Raw genomic sequence first — 16,445 nt, 5'->3', positions numbered from 1 at the left:
TTTCAGGATTGATGAACCCATGCTGATTTTTGATGCCCACCTGGATATGGCCTGGAATGCTTGCGAATGGAACCGTGATCTGGAATTACCAGTTACGGAAATTCGGAAATTCGAAAGGCAGTTCGAAAACATTACCCCCGGCGAAGCAACTGTTTCGTGGCACGCGCTCCGTAAAGGGGGCGTGGGAATGACGATTTCCACGTTGCTGCCTCGATTGCACCGCAAAGATGCGGCGATGTCGCACTTTCAGTCACGCGAAGCCGCCTATGGAGTGGCGATGGGCCAACTGGCTTATTACCGGGCGATGGTTGCTAAAGGCGTTTTGAGAGAGATTCCAGACAGAGCCACTTTGCAGAGTCATGTTGCGGAGTGGGAAGCCCATGAAGACGCAGCACGGGCGGACGGGAGTTCGATTCCCATTGGTTTTATCTTGAGTATGGAGGGCGCACCGCCGATTCTGTCTCCGGGACAGATTAGCGACTGGTTTGACGCGGGACTACGGATTTTAGGACCCGCGCATTATGGTCCGGGCCCTTATTGTTTTGGAACAGGCAGCACAGGGGGACTCAAAGAGGAAGGCCCTGCTTTACTGAAAGAGATGGATCGGGTCGGGATGTTGCTGGACGTGACTCATCTGGCAGATCAGTCGTTCTGGGAAGCACTGGATGTCTATCAGGGGCCAGTACTGGCGAGCCATCACAACTGTCGTTCGCTGGTAGACGCAGATCGTCAATTAACGGATGAGCAAATCAAAGCGTTAATTGAACGGGGCGCCGTGATTGGTTGTGCCTTCGATAACTGGATGATTAAGCCAGGCTGGACGATTGGTGTCTCTGATCCGGCGACGACTTCGATGGAAGACATTGCCAACCACACCGATCACATTTGTCAGTTGGCGGGAAATGCAAAGCATTGTGGTATGGGGACGGACCTGGATGGTGGTTTCGGTAAGGAGCAGACGCCGCACGATCTGGACACGATTGCCGATCTGGAGAGATACATCGGGATTCTGGAGAAGCGGGGCTACAGTACGGAAGATATTCAAGGTATTATGTCTCAGAACTTCATCAACTTCTTTATGAAGGCGTTGCCTCAAACTTCTGCCTGACACGGGCTTACACTCAATAATTGATTCGCCGTATCTTATTGATAAACAATAGGATACGGCGTTTTTTTGTTTTGTGAGAAATCTTTTGAAAATGTTTCAAGATTGATGTGTGGCTGGCGAATAACTGACAGTGACGTGGCCGATCGGTTTGGCCTACTGTTCCGAATCGAACATTTGTTGTACTGAGAGGGAGTCTGGACAATGGTATTTATGTGTAAGAAATTTGTGATAGGTGCTGCAGTGCTGGCCACACTGGGAACCTTCGTATTTGGCCGTGACGTTGTGAGCTATGTGAAGACGGCCGGGAACTCCGTGAGGCAGGCGGTCAAATCTGAAGTCCCCGTTGATTTTGAAGTGGATCGGGCGCGCAAGATGGTGGAGGATCTGGTTCCGGATATCCGGCGCTGCATGCATGTGATCGCCGAGCAACAGGTGGATGTCGAATCGCTGCAGAACGAGATTCATGAATCAGAGTTGGCGATGAAGCAGCAGAAAGAGGCAATGTTTACGCTACGTTCTGACCTGGAGTCTAATGACACCGAATTTGTGTATGCGAGTCGAACCTATTCCAAAGATGAAATTCGCAACGATCTGGCACAACGGTTTGATCGATTCAAAGTCGCGACAGACACCGTCAAGCGTAACACACAGATTTTAAGAGCACGCGAAAAAGCGTTGGATGCCAATCGTGAGAAGCTCGAAAACATGCTGTCTGCCAAGATGGACATGGAAGTGCAGATCGAACAACTGGATGCACGCTTGAAATCGGTCCAGGCTGCTGAGACTGTCAGTAATCTGGAAATTGACAATTCACAACTCACACGAGCCAAGAGTCTGATTAAAGATTTGAACAAGCAGCTTGATGTGAAAGAAAAACTGCTGGATGCCGAAGGAAAATTCACCGGCCTGATTCCCGTCGATACGAAAGTGGAAGAAAAACGGGATGTCGTCAAGCAAATGGATGAGTACTTCAAATCGAAGACTGGCGATCGAGTCGCTGTTCAATAAGTAGTTTTCAGATGTGGAGATGATGCATTGGCGCGCGTGGTGGCAGGTAGTTTTCGTCCCTGGGCGAGGCTGCCTGCCCCGTGCCAGTTTCACGTCAGTCAGGAAACAGCATGATGATTGGCGAAAAAAATTGATTCCGGTAGACCAATCTGGGGAATCATACGTTAAGATAAAGAGTCATACAGCCTGTCACTTCGTTTGAAATCAGATCCGTTCTCAGGAGAACAACCTTGGGCTTTTTTACTTCGTCTTCAAAAGATTCTCAGCAGGCTCCCGCAGCGAAATCCGCCGCCGGTTCGAGCTATCTGTTGTGGATTGACGGGGTAGGAACCTATCTGGTGTATTTGCAGGAAACAATGCGCATTGGTGGCCCGGGTGAGCCGGGAACCGTTGGTGGCCTGGGGTCGGCTTGGGCGGATTTGTCATTGCTGGCAAACCTGTCCCGGCACCATGCTTCAATTGTGCGTTCCGGGGAGAGCTATTACCTGGAAGCAAAGGCCCCTGTTTTTTGTAATCAGCGTGCTGTGAATGATCGCGTCTTGCTCACCGATCAGGCAGAGCTTAGACTGAATACAGATACCGTAATCACCTTTCGTCAGCCAACTGTGCTGAGCGCCACTGCCTGCCTGGAGTTGACGAGTCATCATCAGCCTCAACAGCGACTGGATGGCATTATTTTGATGGCGGAGACGTGTTTGCTTGGTCCCTCCAGTGAGAATCATGTCGTCTGTCACAATTGGCCGGGAACGGTCATTTTGTATCGCCAAGGCGATCAGATTTTGTGTCGTTCGAAGTTGGAGATTTATGCGAATGAGGAGTCTGCTTCTGAGGGAGCCGCGTTAACCCCGGGTTCTCTGGTCAGTGGACCTGAATTGCGTTTTCGTTGGGAGGTAGTCAGTTAAACGAATTGGGGTTTTACTCGCGCTAATCAGTTTGTGTCGTTAAGAAAGTGAAATTCATGGATTCAGCGATATTTGGACTGCTGATATTGGCAGTGGTTGCTTTCATGATCTTGCAGTTGGTGATGTGGATCTGGATGCTTGTCGATTGTCTGCAAAACGAACCATCGACCGGTAATGATAAAGTGGTCTGGGTACTCTTGATGGTATTCCTCGGAATTCTAGGATCGATGCTCTATTACTTCATACGTCGTCCCCAGCGAATAGATCAATTGGGACAGTAGATAAAAACTAAACGTAGCCAGGTTGCTCAGGGGCGATGTACTTTGAAACGGAATATTGATACGAATGAGGAGTCTGCTTCAAAGGGAGCTGTGTTAACCCCGGGCTCTCTGGTCTGTGGACCGGAACTGCGTTTTCGCTGGGAGGTCGTCAGTTAAACGATTTGGGGTTTTACTCGCGCTAAACTAGATATGTTATTATGGAAATTGGATTTATGTTTGGAATCTTAGAGCTGTTGTTTGTATTACTCTCGGTTGTCATTGGTGTTTTGGCAACGGTATTTTGGGTCTGGATGCTGATTGACTGTTTGAAAAATGAACCGTCGATGGGCAATGATAAAATAATCTGGGCTCTTGTGATTGTGTTCCTCAGTTATCTCGGAGCCATTTTATATTACCTGGTTCGTCGTCCAGAACGAATGAAACAGACGGGACAGTAAATTCGAGGTCTAATGGATTTTGTTATTGGAATTTGTTATTGGAATTTGAATTATGGCCTTATTAGTCGGCCTGATGTTAACGGTCATCGGATTTATTCTTTCGGTATTAGCGTTTGTGCTTTGGGTCTGGATGTTGATTGACTGTCTGAAAAATGAACCGTCAGATGGCAACGACAAAATTATCTGGGTGTTAGTGATCATTTTTCTGAATGGGATTGGCGCTTTGATATATTACCTGATCCGACGGCCTGAGCGAATCAAACAGACGGGCCAGTAGATTCAGAGAAATAAAATGATCCAAAGTGACTTTGCGAACGTTCTTAAAATAGTTAACAATCAATCATGGCATGTGTGAGAGTACACGCGTCAACAGCAGTCATAAATTGTTTGCCGTACAACAATTACGTTGTTTAACGGATGGAATGAACCATGAAATTCACCTTTGCACCAGAATCGAAGCCTTTAGAAGGATTTACGATCAAGCGCGCCATCGACCGGGGTGGATTTGGTGAGGTGTATTATGCACTGAGCGATTCCGGCAAGGAAGTGGCGTTAAAACTGCTGCAGCAGAACATGGATATTGAGTTGCGCGGCGTGACCCAATGTTTGAATCTGAAGCATCCCAACCTGGTGACAATTTTTGATGTCAAAACAGACCGTGATGGTGACCACTGGGTGGTGATGGAATTTGTGTCCGGCCAGGGTTTGGATAAAGCCTTGCATCAGTGTCCGAATGGGATGCCAATGGAGCAGGTGCGGTATTGGCTATCGGGTATTTCAGAAGGATTGTCTTATCTGCACAGTCGCGGACTGGTACACCGGGATCTGAAGCCTTCGAATGTATTTCGTGATGGTGAGATCATCAAAATTGGTGATGTGGGCTTGTCCAAGTTTATCTCTCACAGCAGACGGAGTGCGAATACTCAGAGTGTGGGCACGGTGTATTACATGGCGCCCGAAGTAGCGCGGGGACGTTACGGAAAAGAAGTCGACGTGTATGCAGTCGGGGTAATGGTTTACGAGATGATTACCGGCGTGGTTCCCTTCGACGGGGAATCGACGGCTGAGATTTTGATGAAACATCTTTCCGAAAAGCCGGACCTGAGTCGTTTGCCCGTTCATTTGCGGGCTGTCTTGGGGCGTGCATTGGAAAAAGACCCACACAAACGCATCCCCGACATCAAAGCCTTCAAGCAGGAATTTGAACGGGCTCTGTTTCAGCGTGAGACGGTTACGGAAATCCCCGACGCTTCATTTGAAACCTTCGCGGCTGTCGCTGACCCGATACAACATTCGGATGGGGTGAGACAGACCTCTCGTGTCTCGAACAATCAGAGTTATTGGGAGCATACCTGGCTATTGGGACCTGCGATCATCCTGATGCTGTTTCTTCTCGGGCTGATGGGAGCCACGATGGCAAGTCTGAAGGTCGGTTTGCCGCTCTTCCTTGGTCTCGTTCTAATGATGCTTTTTTGTGGGGGCATTGTCATGACAGGTGTGTTCGGGAAGTGGTTTTTTACCAAAGGGCTTACATTTCTGATAAAAGGCCCGCCTCCGATCAGTGATCTTTGGGACAAAGAAAAGCATCACCGTGCGGATACGGCTTCCAGAGAATACCGTGAACAAGTACTGGAAGAGACGCGGATTTTCAAAGAACAGGAACGACAAAAAGCGGAAGCAGAGCAACGTCGGGTGCAGGAGCAGCATCGCAACAAACGCTATTATCAACGATCACTGACACCGCGAACCCCACGATCCATTTCACCTCAAAGTCGATTGTATGATTTATCGGTCTCGATGGTGAAAGCAGTAATCTGTACGCTGGTGATCATGGCGGGGATTCTCTGTTTTACTGATGGAGCGATTTCCAAAGGTTTCTGGAGTGGCACTGACCTGGCTCCTTTTGCCTTATTGACGTTTGGGACATTGGTCGCGGCCTGGAGTATTTTGGTTGTTGCAAAACTCACAGAAGGTAAGACATTCGATAACAGCACTCGCCGGATTATCTGGATGGCGACTGGTGTTATTGTGGGGGCGCTGATTTATTTAATTCAAGTAGATGTCTTAATGACTTCTATACCTGCGTCACATGATATGCAAATGGGATTGAGGCCGCTGTTTAACGTGATCGGCCCTTATTCATTGACTTTAGCCGATCGCCAACCAAGCTTGATTGCCTATGTCATTTTCTTTGGAATGCTATTCTGTTTCCGCCGCTGGTGGTGGCACGCTGATTCGTTTCGACCGCGAAAATTCAAGATTACGTCAGTTCTGTTTACGGTATTTATTGCTTACGTGGTCACAGCAGTCTGGGCATTTCCCGTGGTTGCTGCGGTAAGTTGGGCCGCCATTATTTCAAGTGTGGTTCAGCTTTCTGCTTCGTGGATTCCTGCAGAGCAACGAGTTGTTGAGATAAAGGGGGCGAAACAATGAACGCCGCACCAATTGAATTCAAATGGGGCCTGCTGTTGCTGATCGTGTTAATTCTAGTTCCTAGCTTCCTGTTCATCGTTGCCAAATTTGCTCGAGGTTTCTCGTTCGGGAGTTTTCTGGCGCTGATGGCTGCAGTGATTGCAGGGGGAGTACTTTTAGTTTTGCTGGCAGTAGTACTGCCGGTGGTGGTCTACCAGGAGCGCAGGCAGTCATCTGCAGTCTACCAGAAGCACAGTGAACCACCTGCAGGATCTGTGTTAGAAACTCCAATTCCAGCCATCGTTGATCGTCCCCTGCTACCACAAGATTCCTTTTCAGAAGCACCTTTAGTGGCTCGCAAACCATATGATCCCAAAGCAGAAATTCCGGTTCCTGCGGCAGTACAAGAAGGTCATACGTTGGAATTGTTACCGGATTGGGTCGTGTCCGGATTGGAAAACACGAAACAGAATGAGCATAATTTATTAGAATCGAGCAAGCCCGTTTTTCAGTCAGGGTTATTCGCGACGCGCGAAGACGCACTCTATGATGCGTTGTCAAAAGCCATGGAACACCTGCAGGCGAATCTGATGCTGAGATATCCACGGTTCAAAATCAATATGTGGAAGCTGAATCCGGATTTGCTGCGTCATACGGCATACCGAAGAGTATATTATCAGACTGTCGAACATGATTTCGGCAATGTTCTGAAATCCGGTGAACCATTCAAGCAGGATATGTATCGCGCCTATCTCGAAGTGGAAGATTCGCCTCCCGTGCGGAAGATGCTGTTCACGAAATGGAGACAGAATATTGGGAATGAACGGGTCGCCTGGCTGGGAGGTGGCTTTGGCCTGATGACATTACTGTGTGCCGGAGTCGCCGTTTATTTGAGAGTCACCCATCATTAGGCTACAATATAAGGCCTCTTAGAAATTTCTCAACTCAAAGCAGTCTGTGATTCATTCATGCCGATCGATGAAGCCGACCAACTTCTGGTCTCTCAAATCAAAGCCGGTGACTCTGACGCCTGGGCCGAGTTAATTGCGCGGTTTGAAGGCCGCCTGCTGGCGTTTGTGAATAGCCGTCTGCGGAATGCGGCGAGCAGCGAAGACGTCGTTCAGGAAACGTTTCTGGGGTTTTTGATCAGTCTGCCCAATTATGATCCTGCAACTCCTTTAGAGTCATTTCTGTTTGCGATTGCCTCTCATAAGTTGACGGATTTGCTCCGTAAGCAGGGCAGGCGGCCCACGATTCCTCTGTTTCCGGACGAGAAGGGCGAACGGGAAAACCATCGTGAGCCGGCAGGTCATGCACGAGTGGCATCCAGCCTGGCGCGAAGTAAAGAACGCAAATCCAAAGAAGAGCAGATCATTTGTGAGAGCCTGCAGGAATTAATCTTATCCTGGATCAAAAATGGGGAGTATGAGCGGCTGCAATGCATTGAGCAGTTGTTTGTTTCAGGGAAGGCGAATAAAGAGGTCGCATTACAGTTACAGATTTCAGAACAGTCAGTCGCCAACCATAAGCATTTTGTGGTCGGGAAATTAAAAGACGCGATCAAAACTGCTCAGATTCATGATGCCGATTTGCAGGGACTGGGATTGTCTTAGTGTCGGGCGACTCAGATCCCCATTTCAGAACAGCGCAGCAAAAAACCTCGCCTGATCATCGCAGGGCGAGGTTTTTGTATTTGTGGGTCGTACGCGACCGGCCACATCAAATTAGAATTTGATGTGCTTGCGTTTGGCCTTGCGTGCTTTGGCACTGGCAGGACGACGACCGTGATTTGCTTTTTTCAGTTTACGTTGTGTTTTTGCCATGACTTTATCCTTTATGGTCTTCGAGATTTTCAAATCAAGACCACATATTGACTGATGAGGTCTGCAGAATGTTATCGGTATTGGGCCGGGTATTCTAGTCGAAGACTGCGATGAAAAAAAGCCAATCGGTTGAAAATCACTGGTTTGCAACGGAATTCTTTCCAATTCTCTCGAAATTTTGACCTAAAAACAGGATAGTCCGACTTTAGGTATGTGGACTGTTGTTCTGATTCTGGTTAGCATGGTGAGGATCAATTGAATACTGGACAAAATAAGCGTTAATTGGAACTGAAGAAAATCCTCATGCTGGCCAAGCTCTTTACCTATTCTTTATTTGGCATCGACGCCAAGCCGGTCGAAGTGGAAGTTGATATCTCTCCGGGGGCGATGCCGAAAACCATTTTGGTGGGGTTGGCAGAAGCAGCGGTGAAAGAGAGCACGCATCGGATTGAACGGGCTCTGGTGAATAGCGGGTACAATCGCCCCATTGATCGAATTGTGATCAATCTTTCGCCCGCGGATCTCCCCAAGGATGCCGCTTCGTTCGACCTACCAATTGCCTTAGGGCTGTTGACTGCCAGTGGGCAGCTCGCCTCGGATCGGTTTCAGGATTATGCGGTCGTGGGAGAGTTAGCCTTGGATGGCACAATTCGTCGGGTTCGCGGCGCGTTATCGATGGCCATTGCGGCGCGCGAGCAGGGCAAGCAGGGAATCCTGGTCCCCGTTCAGAATGCTGCGGAAGCAGCCGTTGTCGAGGGGCTGGATGTATTTGCTGTGGGCACACTGGCAGAAGCCGTCGGTTTTTATACAGGAAATTTGCCGATCGAAGCAGTCGAGTTTTCCTGGGAGAACGCGCTGGATGAACATGGTCAGTACGAAATTGACTACAGCGATGTTAAGGGGCAGGAATATTCGAAACGGGCGATCACGGTCGCTGCTGCCGGCATGCATCATTTATTAATGATCGGGGCGCCCGGTACCGGCAAGACATTGCTGGCTTCGCGGTTGAGTACAATTTTGCCTCACCTTTCTCAGGAAGAGAGTTTAGAGACGACGCGAATTTACAGTGCGATGGGGCGTTTATCCAACAATCAGTCGTTGATCATGCTGCGGCAGTTTCGTACGCCTCATCATACGATTAGTGAAGCAGGGCTCGTCGGAGGAGGATCCACGCCGGCACCTGGTGAGATCAGCCTGGCGCATAATGGTCTGTTATTTTTGGATGAGTTACCCGAATTTAATCGACGTACTCTGGAGGTACTCCGGCAGCCACTCGAAGGAGGAGAAGTCACCATTTCGCGCGCGATCGGCAGTGTCACATTTCCCGCGAACGTGATGTTAGTTGCAGCGATGAATCCTTGTCCCTGTGGTTATCTTTCTGATCCACGGCGAAAGTGTTCCTGCAATCCCATGCAAATCGAGCGTTATCTTTCCAAGATCAGTGGTCCGTTGCTGGATCGGATTGACATTCACATTGAAGTTCCTCCAGTACCGTTTCGGGATCTTTCGGAAAAAACAGCGGGCACAGACAGCACGACGATGCGGGAACGGGTTTTGGAAGCGCGGGAGATTCAGTTCCGCCGTTTTCAGCAGGAATCGGCTTCACACAACGGTCGAATGACGCCGCGCCAGTTGAGAAAATATTGTCAACTGGCTGCCGATGCAGAGGCGTTACTGAAATCGGCGATGGAAGAAATGGGACTTTCTGCGCGGGCGCATGATAAAATATTACGCATCAGCCGAACGATTGCTGACTTGGATCAGAGCGACCAGATCACTGCATCGCATATTAGTGAAGCCATTAATTATCGTACGCTGGATCGGCAGTTTTGGTCTTGAACCGTCTTATTTATTTGCTGGTGCGGTTAGCTGAGGTTCTTCAGTATGATTTTCCGGCTCTGCAAGTTGCGAGATCGTCTCCAGCAGTTTTTGTTTATCGACGGGTTTAGTGGCATAGGCATTACAGCCAGCGTTGAGACATTTTTCCATATCGTTTTTCATGGCGTGGGCGGTGAGTGCGATAATTGGCCCTGAATAGCCGGCATCACGTAGTTTTCGGGTCGCGGAATAACCATCCATCACAGGCATTTGCATATCCATCAAGATGAAATCGTAAGGCTGATCGTTTTCCAAAGCAGCCATCGCCTGTTCAAAACCAATCTTGCCGTTATCTGCCAGCTCGACCTGCATGCCTTCTTTTTTCAACAGAAACGAGATGAGGCGTTGGTTATCGAGACCATCTTCCACGATGAGAATCCGGCTTGAAGAAAGATGGCTGTTTGAGTTGAGCACATTTTCATCTTTGGTTTCAGTCGAGATTTTCTTGATGGCGTTCTCGTCCAGTTGCAGCAGCCGAATTCCTTCCAGTGATCCGATATTGACTGAGATCGTGAAGGTACTGCCTTCGTCGATGATGCTGGCAACGTGTATCTTTCCCCCGAGCATTTCAGCCAGTCGCTTTGAGATCGCCAAACCCAGGCCGGTGCCACCATATTTTCTGGTTGTTGAACTGTCTGCCTGTGTGAAAGGCTGATAGATTTGAGCGAGAGCCGTTTCTGAAATTCCGATACCGGTATCAATGACTTGAAATTGAAGTTGTGGGAATCCATTTTCCGTGTTGATGGTTTTGATACGCAATTCAACGTGACCGGTTTCGGTAAATTTGATGGCATTACCAAGCAGATTAATCAGAATTTGCCGCAGACGAGTGGGGTCAGTGACGATGGTTTCCGGGATTGGATTTTCAAAGGAGATAATGATTTTAAGACCTTTGGAATCGGCCTTGACCTGCATGAGTGATGCGATGTCTGAAATGATTTCCTGGGTGTTGATGCGGACCTGTTCCAGTTCAATTTTGCGGGCTTCGATTTTTGAGAGGTCGAGAATATCATTAATCACTCCGATGAGAAATTCACCATTACGTTTCACAATGTTGGCCGCTTCAACGTCCTCTTTATTTTGAAGATTGCCGAGCAGGATATCGGTGAAACCCAGAATGGCCGTCATGGGGGTCCGGATTTCATGGCTCATATTGGCCAGGAATTCACTTTTTGCTTCACTGGCTGCTTCCGCCCGTTTGCGGGCTTCGTTTAAAGATCGCTCATATTCTTTACGTTCGCTGATATCCTGGATAATGCCAGTAAAGATTTCCCGATCTGCCAGGACCACGGAGCTGACGGCGAGTTCTGCCGGAAAAGTAGACCCATCATTTCGCTGCGCCACGATTTCCTGCCGGGATCCGATGGCCCGTACCAGCTGTGGGTTGAGGTCCCCCTCGGCGTATTCATGTTGAATATTCTGATGTAGAGGAGGGATGAGCAAATTAATGTTTTGCCCGACGACTTCGTGGTTCAGATACCCGAATAGATGTTCTGCGCCCAGATTAAATTCTTCGATTCTTCCTTCCAGGTTGATGGTAATGATCGCATCCATCACATTATCCATGATCGAGCGATATCGCAGTTCGCGATCTTTGACATCGGATAACAGGATTTCCTGCGCATCCAGCACTCGATTGTATTGATGGCCGACGATTCCTGCTTCGGTGTAGTTATCTGCTTCTGCCCTTAAGGAATTGTCACCATTTTCGTGGGCAATCATCGTTTCCAGCAGACTGTGTAACTCGGTAGAAGCACCGTGTTCCGCCACATTCAGTCCAATTTTTTCATCTTCAACAGTCACGCGAATTGGCATGAAGCGATTCAGGATTGACATGAAAACCCAGATGAACCCGAAGGTCCAGATGAAGCAGACGGCAACACCGAGTGCTTGAATTCCTAACTGATGTATGCGGGAGACGCCGTCTTGAAATAACTCGACATCTGCAAACAGAGCTACCGCCAAAGTTCCCCAGGCTCCGGCAAAACCATGTACGGGAATCGCTCCCACGACATCGTCGACCTTAAATCGATTTTCTAATAGAGACAAGGAGACCAGCATGACAATGCCGGCGATGCCACCGATGAGCAGCGCGCTGGGATACGACACCGCGTTGCAGGATGCTGTAATCGCAACGAGTCCTGCCAGTGACCCGTTAAAAATCTTTTCGACGGAGATTTGTTTCGATGAGATCAACTCCCAGGTGAGAGCACAGACTCCCCCTGCAATCCCTGCCAGGATTGTGTTCAGGATGATCGAGGGCACTTCACCATTCAAAGCAAGTGTGCTTCCGCCATTAAATCCAAACCATCCAAACCAGAGAATTAAAAATCCCAAAGCGGCCAGAGGAAGATTACTGGATGAGAATCGCGACTGGTTGAATTTTTTGGAAAACCGCCCCGTGCGCGGGCCGAGTATCAGAACAGCAGCCAGCGCAGACCACGCACCGACCGAATGCACGACACTGGAGCCAGCAAAGTCAATGAACCCCAGTTTTCCGAGCCATCCCGCCGGTGCTCCAGAGATGTCTTTTGCCCAGGCCCAGTGTCCAAACAGAGGGTAAACAACAGCGCCAATGCCAACTGCCAGGATGAGATAGGATCGGAAACGCATGCGTTCGGCAACAGCGCCGGACGAGATGGTCATTGCTGCGCCACAGAAAACAAGTTGAAATAAGAAAACAACGGTAGGCCAGTGCGCGGGGCTGTTGTCTTCGAACGCAAATTGTGACGTTCCGATCAATCCATAGTAGGAACTGCCGAACATTAAGCCGTAGCCGAACAACCAGAAAATCAAAGCGCCGATGAAAAAATCCACTACGTTTTTGGTAGCCACGTTAATGCTGTTTTTTGATCGAGAGAGACCAGATTCCAGACAACAAAAGCCAGCCTGCATCAGAAACACAAGACTGGTACAGGTCAGCACCCAAATTGTATTGGTTGTTAACTCATGGGACATTTAACGTGAGGCCTTCAAATGATAACTGGTGAATCACAAAGCGCTTGGAAGGATCGTTCATCTTTTAAAAACAAGAATTTTCAAACTCTACGTTGGGATTGAAGACAGTCAAAATATAATTGAGTGAAACCCCTCGAATCTTGGTTGGTTGATTCACATTAAGCTTTGATAGGCATAACGGGGCTAATCGGTAGGATTGGAATGTCGGCTAGATTTGATCCAGTCGCTTTAATCCGATTGCTTTTGTTGCGGATATGGGGGAAACGCGTGTGACGCTGCCTTCTATTAGCAGTGTCACAGAGTCGATTGTGTCGTGTAGCAGACTCAGGTTGCTGGTGCTTCTATAGAGAGTGGATTGGGTTGTTCCACGGGCGGGAAAATACCCGGTGCATTATTGTGATACCATTGTTCTAACACCTGCAACCACTGTTCTGACGTTTTTACGGCGATAAACGCTTTGCGAACCTCAGTTCGCTGGGGATGGAGTTCGGAATAATAGATGCCGAACTTGCGCATCGTATTGCAGACTTTTTTCTCTCCATAAAACGTGCGTCCCAGTTCAAAATGTTCGGTGATCACGGCTCGTTGTTCGTGGATATCCGGCGGGGAGATTGGTTGATCGCGGAGCAGGTCAGCCGTTTGCTGAAAGATCCAGGGATTACCAATTGCACCGCGGGCGATGGAAACGCCATCGACGCGCGTCATGTGGAGCATATCGATACAGGCCTGCGGCGAGAACAGGTCGCCACTGCCAATGACTATTTTGGAGCCTGCGTGCTGTTTGACTTGTTTGAGAAATTCCCAGTTACTGGGGCCGACGTATTTTTGATGTACGGTTCGTCCATGCACGGTGATCGCAGCCAGCCCGCGTTCATAAGCGCCATCAAGGATGCGAAAAAAATTGTCTTCCGATTCTGCGGTGTCGTCGATGCCTCGTCTCATTTTTAAAGTGACGGGAATCTGATCGGGTACCACGTCTCGCACGCGGGAAATAATATCCAACGCGACTTCTGGCTGACCCAGATGATAGCCTCCCCGACAGCGACTCAGAACTTTTTTGACAGGACAGCCGAAGTTGATATCGATCACATGAAAGCCAGCTTCAACCAGCCTTTGTGCGGCAGGTCCGAAATCTTCCGGCTCTGAGCCCATCAGCTGACCACCGACGGGAAATTCGTCCTGATGACAGTACATCATCGAGTGCTGTTTACCTTGTTTCGATTGCACGATCATGCGGTCGATCATGACTTCACAGAGGGTATAGGCGGCGCCTAGTCTGGCAGCGATCACGCGCATCGGGTAATCGCTATAACCGCTCAGCGCTGCTTGAAATAACGGCGATGGCAGTTGATAGGGGCCTAAAGAAACAGCAGGAATTTGATTGACGGACATACTTTTGTATTCGACTTATGTTGTTGAAGTATCGGGACTCAGCTTGAAAATGAATTCGGCAATTCACTGGTCTGCTGTATGTTATGTCTAGAGATACACCGAATGCAATGCGGTTGTCGTACTGTTCAAAAGGTTGATGTGCCTATTGGGACAGGTCTCCATTCTCTGCTGCCCAAATAGAGAGCAACAGTGATAGCGCTTACATCTATTATTCAAGCATCCGGAATTCTGAACACGCCCCCAATTTTTCAAGCAAAAAATTTATAAGGTTGTTTAATAACGGACAATATGTAAAGAGACACCCTCTGGACCGGATCAGTTTCAACAGTTGGCACACCGCTTGCTAATTAGAGAAATACTTATCTTGTTTGTTCGCCATTACAGCCTGATGTCTGGCGGTGCTTAATGCCAGTATCTGATCAAAGGTCTCTGTTTTGGCACAATCCATGTCATGATTTCTTTTATTACTTGAGGAGATTTCTGTGTCTTTACCCATCCATCGTAGAAAAGGGTTTACGCTCATTGAGCTGCTAGTGGTGATCGCCATCATTGCTATTCTGATTGCCTTATTACTTCCTGCAGTACAGCAGGCGCGTGAAGCAGCCAGAAGATCGACGTGTAAAAATAATCTGAAACAGATTGGATTAGCTTTACATAACTATCATGATACACATCGGGTGTTTCCTTACGCTACCGCAAATCCCGGTACGTGTGACGCAGGCACTGGTGCTCTCGTCACGAACCACACTGGTTGGCTTTATCTGCTTCCCTTCATGGACCAGGCACCATTATACAATCAGTATAATTTCAGTGCTGCTTCCGGAGATCGCAGGGATACGGCCAATACTTCCAATCCTCTGGCCGGAGGGGGAGCTGTTGCCAGCGGAAATGCCGTGTTAGGAACTAACATTATACCGATTTTGATTTGCCCTTCTGATGATGGTGGCGCACGTTTCGCTCCTGCAAGTTCCGCTTATGGAACAGGTGCTGCCAACTCCGCCCGGACCAGTTATGGCTTCAGTGTGACTAACGCACATGATACAGGCGGCTGTAACTTCTGGACTAGTGAAGGCAAGACGGCGCGAGCCATGTTTGGCATCAACTCGAACTGCAAGGTTCGTGATATCAAAGATGGAACAAGTAATACGGTTGCCGTTGCTGAGACGACTCTGGATGTCGATGACGGTGAATGCCAATCATGGGCTGCCGCCTCACATGTGGGATTGGGAACCAATTTGAAATCAAGTCGTGGAATCAATGAGTTTCGTTGTTGTACTTGGAGGTCTCCTGCGATGGCTCAATATCAAGCAGGACGACTTGGAGAATGGGGAGACCCAGGTAGTACACATGTTGGTGGCATGCATGTTTTGATGGGGGACGGAGCTGTGCGGTTCATCAGCGAAAATATTGATGCAACCACCCGTAGCAATCTAGCGAACATCGCAGATGGAAAAGTAATCGGCGAATTTTAAGTAACAGCATGAATGAGTCTGTATTCCCCGCGGTGAAAATCCGCTCAGGGGATGCATTTCTCAGGTTGTGTGTTCGATCTACTGAGCTACTTAATGTGATGGTCTCTTGTTATCGCTTACTACTGATTCACAGAGATCAGGTTATGCGTTGAAACGTTCTTACTGAAAGAAGAGAGTATGCTGAAATCGAATCGAAATCTTGCGATTATTTTAGTGATGATAGGAATGATGACTGGTTGTAGTAGTCACTCTCCTGAGGTACCTGAAGTATTAATTCCGGTAACAGGAACAGTAAAACTTGACGGGAAGCCAACAGCGAACATTACTGTCATCTTTAATCCCAGTAATAAAACGGGAGGGACAGGCGGTTATGGTGTGACCGACAACCAGGGAAAATATGCGCTGACACACCGCAGTAATCAGTCTGGTGTTGAAGAGGGAGAATATATCGTGACCTTCTCGAAAATAGGACTCCCCGATGGTAGTCCTATTCCAGAAGGGAAAGATGCAGCTGATGTGGGAGCGACTCAATTACTCCCGGAGAAGTTCACAAATCCCAATCGGGAGATGAATCTTACGGTGGCGACAGTAAGCGCGCCAGGGGGCACGCTCGATTACGAGATTTCATCAAAATAACTCGTTCGGTGTCAGGCTAAATATTCAACAAAATACACTACTCCCTTAAGCTTGGCAAAAGAACGGTCTTTATGAGACCGTTCTTTTTATTGTGCGTCAGGCATGACGCGCAGCGTCAAGACCTGACGCTGTCAACCG

General features: G+C 48.6%; 14 protein-coding genes. 12 read left to right on the top strand and 2 right to left on the bottom strand.

The genetic code is table 11. The features are described from left to right. Nucleotides 1-19 precede the first annotated feature (19 nt). The 10 genes from AAC022_RS08410 to AAC022_RS08365 all read left to right on the top strand — a co-directional run bounded on the left by AAC022_RS08410 (nt 20) and on the right by AAC022_RS08365 (nt 9,810). Nucleotides 20-1,108 carry a membrane dipeptidase gene (locus tag AAC022_RS08410; RefSeq protein WP_339730061.1) on the top strand — a complete coding sequence of 363 codons (1,089 nt, stop codon included), beginning with the start codon at nt 20-22 and terminating at the stop codon, nt 1,106-1,108. A 201-nt stretch (nt 1,109-1,309) separates the two neighbouring features. After that, nucleotides 1,310-2,116 (top strand): hypothetical protein, encoded by an 807-nt coding sequence (locus AAC022_RS08405; protein WP_339730060.1) that lies wholly within the window; start codon nt 1,310-1,312, stop codon nt 2,114-2,116. Between the two features lie 230 nt (nt 2,117-2,346). Next, nucleotides 2,347-3,018 carry an FHA domain-containing protein gene (locus tag AAC022_RS08400; protein ID WP_339730059.1) on the top strand — a complete coding sequence of 224 codons (672 nt, stop codon included), beginning with the start codon at nt 2,347-2,349 and terminating at the stop codon, nt 3,016-3,018. A 56-nt stretch (nt 3,019-3,074) separates the two neighbouring features. Next, on the top strand, nt 3,075-3,299 hold the full coding sequence (locus AAC022_RS08395; RefSeq protein WP_339730058.1) for a PLD nuclease N-terminal domain-containing protein: 225 nt from the start codon (nt 3,075-3,077) through the stop codon (nt 3,297-3,299). A 212-nt stretch (nt 3,300-3,511) separates the two neighbouring features. Then, nucleotides 3,512-3,736, top strand: a complete 225-nt coding sequence (locus AAC022_RS08390) for a PLD nuclease N-terminal domain-containing protein (RefSeq protein WP_339730057.1) — start codon at nt 3,512-3,514, stop codon at nt 3,734-3,736. A gap of 52 nt (nt 3,737-3,788) precedes the next feature. Next, the gene (locus AAC022_RS08385) at nt 3,789-4,013 is read left to right on the top strand and encodes a PLD nuclease N-terminal domain-containing protein (RefSeq protein ID WP_339730056.1); all 225 of its coding nucleotides are present in this window, start codon (nt 3,789-3,791) and stop codon (nt 4,011-4,013) included. Nucleotides 4,014-4,165: 152 nt separating this feature from the next. Further along, a complete protein-coding gene (locus AAC022_RS08380; RefSeq protein ID WP_339730055.1) occupies nt 4,166-6,169 on the top strand; it encodes a serine/threonine-protein kinase in 2,004 nt (667 codons plus the stop codon). Beyond that, nucleotides 6,166-7,059, top strand: coding sequence for a hypothetical protein (locus AAC022_RS08375; protein ID WP_339730054.1), 894 nt, complete (start codon nt 6,166-6,168; stop codon nt 7,057-7,059). The genes AAC022_RS08380 and AAC022_RS08375 overlap by 4 nt, the downstream gene beginning before the upstream one ends. A 57-nt stretch (nt 7,060-7,116) precedes the next feature. Further along, nucleotides 7,117-7,761 carry an RNA polymerase sigma factor gene (locus AAC022_RS08370; protein ID WP_339730053.1) on the top strand — a complete coding sequence of 215 codons (645 nt, stop codon included), beginning with the start codon at nt 7,117-7,119 and terminating at the stop codon, nt 7,759-7,761. A 513-nt stretch (nt 7,762-8,274) separates the two neighbouring features. Then, complete coding sequence (locus AAC022_RS08365) at nt 8,275-9,810, top strand: YifB family Mg chelatase-like AAA ATPase (RefSeq protein ID WP_339730052.1); 1,536 nt, start codon at nt 8,275-8,277, stop codon at nt 9,808-9,810. Nucleotides 9,811-9,816: 6 nt separating this feature from the next. Here the strand turns inward: AAC022_RS08365 and amt are convergent, their stop codons facing one another. Together amt and AAC022_RS08355 are read right to left on the bottom strand one after the other, a co-directional pair. Further along, a complete protein-coding gene (gene amt / locus AAC022_RS08360) occupies nt 9,817-12,807 on the bottom strand; it encodes an ammonium transporter (protein ID WP_339730051.1) in 2,991 nt (996 codons plus the stop codon). Nucleotides 12,808-13,131: 324 nt separating this feature from the next. Beyond that, nucleotides 13,132-14,199, bottom strand: coding sequence for a tRNA-dihydrouridine synthase (locus tag AAC022_RS08355; protein ID WP_339730050.1), 1,068 nt, complete (start codon nt 14,197-14,199; stop codon nt 13,132-13,134). Nucleotides 14,200-14,681: 482 nt separating this feature from the next. Between AAC022_RS08355 and AAC022_RS08350 the strand changes: the two genes are divergently transcribed. Beyond that, nucleotides 14,682-15,671, top strand: coding sequence for a DUF1559 domain-containing protein (locus tag AAC022_RS08350; protein ID WP_339730049.1), 990 nt, complete (start codon nt 14,682-14,684; stop codon nt 15,669-15,671). A 177-nt stretch (nt 15,672-15,848) separates the two neighbouring features. Continuing rightward, nucleotides 15,849-16,307: a hypothetical protein gene (locus tag AAC022_RS08345; RefSeq protein WP_339730047.1), complete on the top strand. Its 459-nt coding sequence runs from the start codon at nt 15,849-15,851 to the stop codon at nt 16,305-16,307. Nucleotides 16,308-16,445 lie beyond the last annotated feature (138 nt).

Origin of the sequence: uncultured Gimesia sp., assembly GCF_963976445.1 — a bacterium.
GTDB lineage: Bacteria > Planctomycetota > Planctomycetia > Planctomycetales > Planctomycetaceae > Gimesia.
The sequence above is the reverse complement of the archived record's forward strand: the minus strand, read 5'-3'. Positions and strand labels throughout refer to the sequence as shown.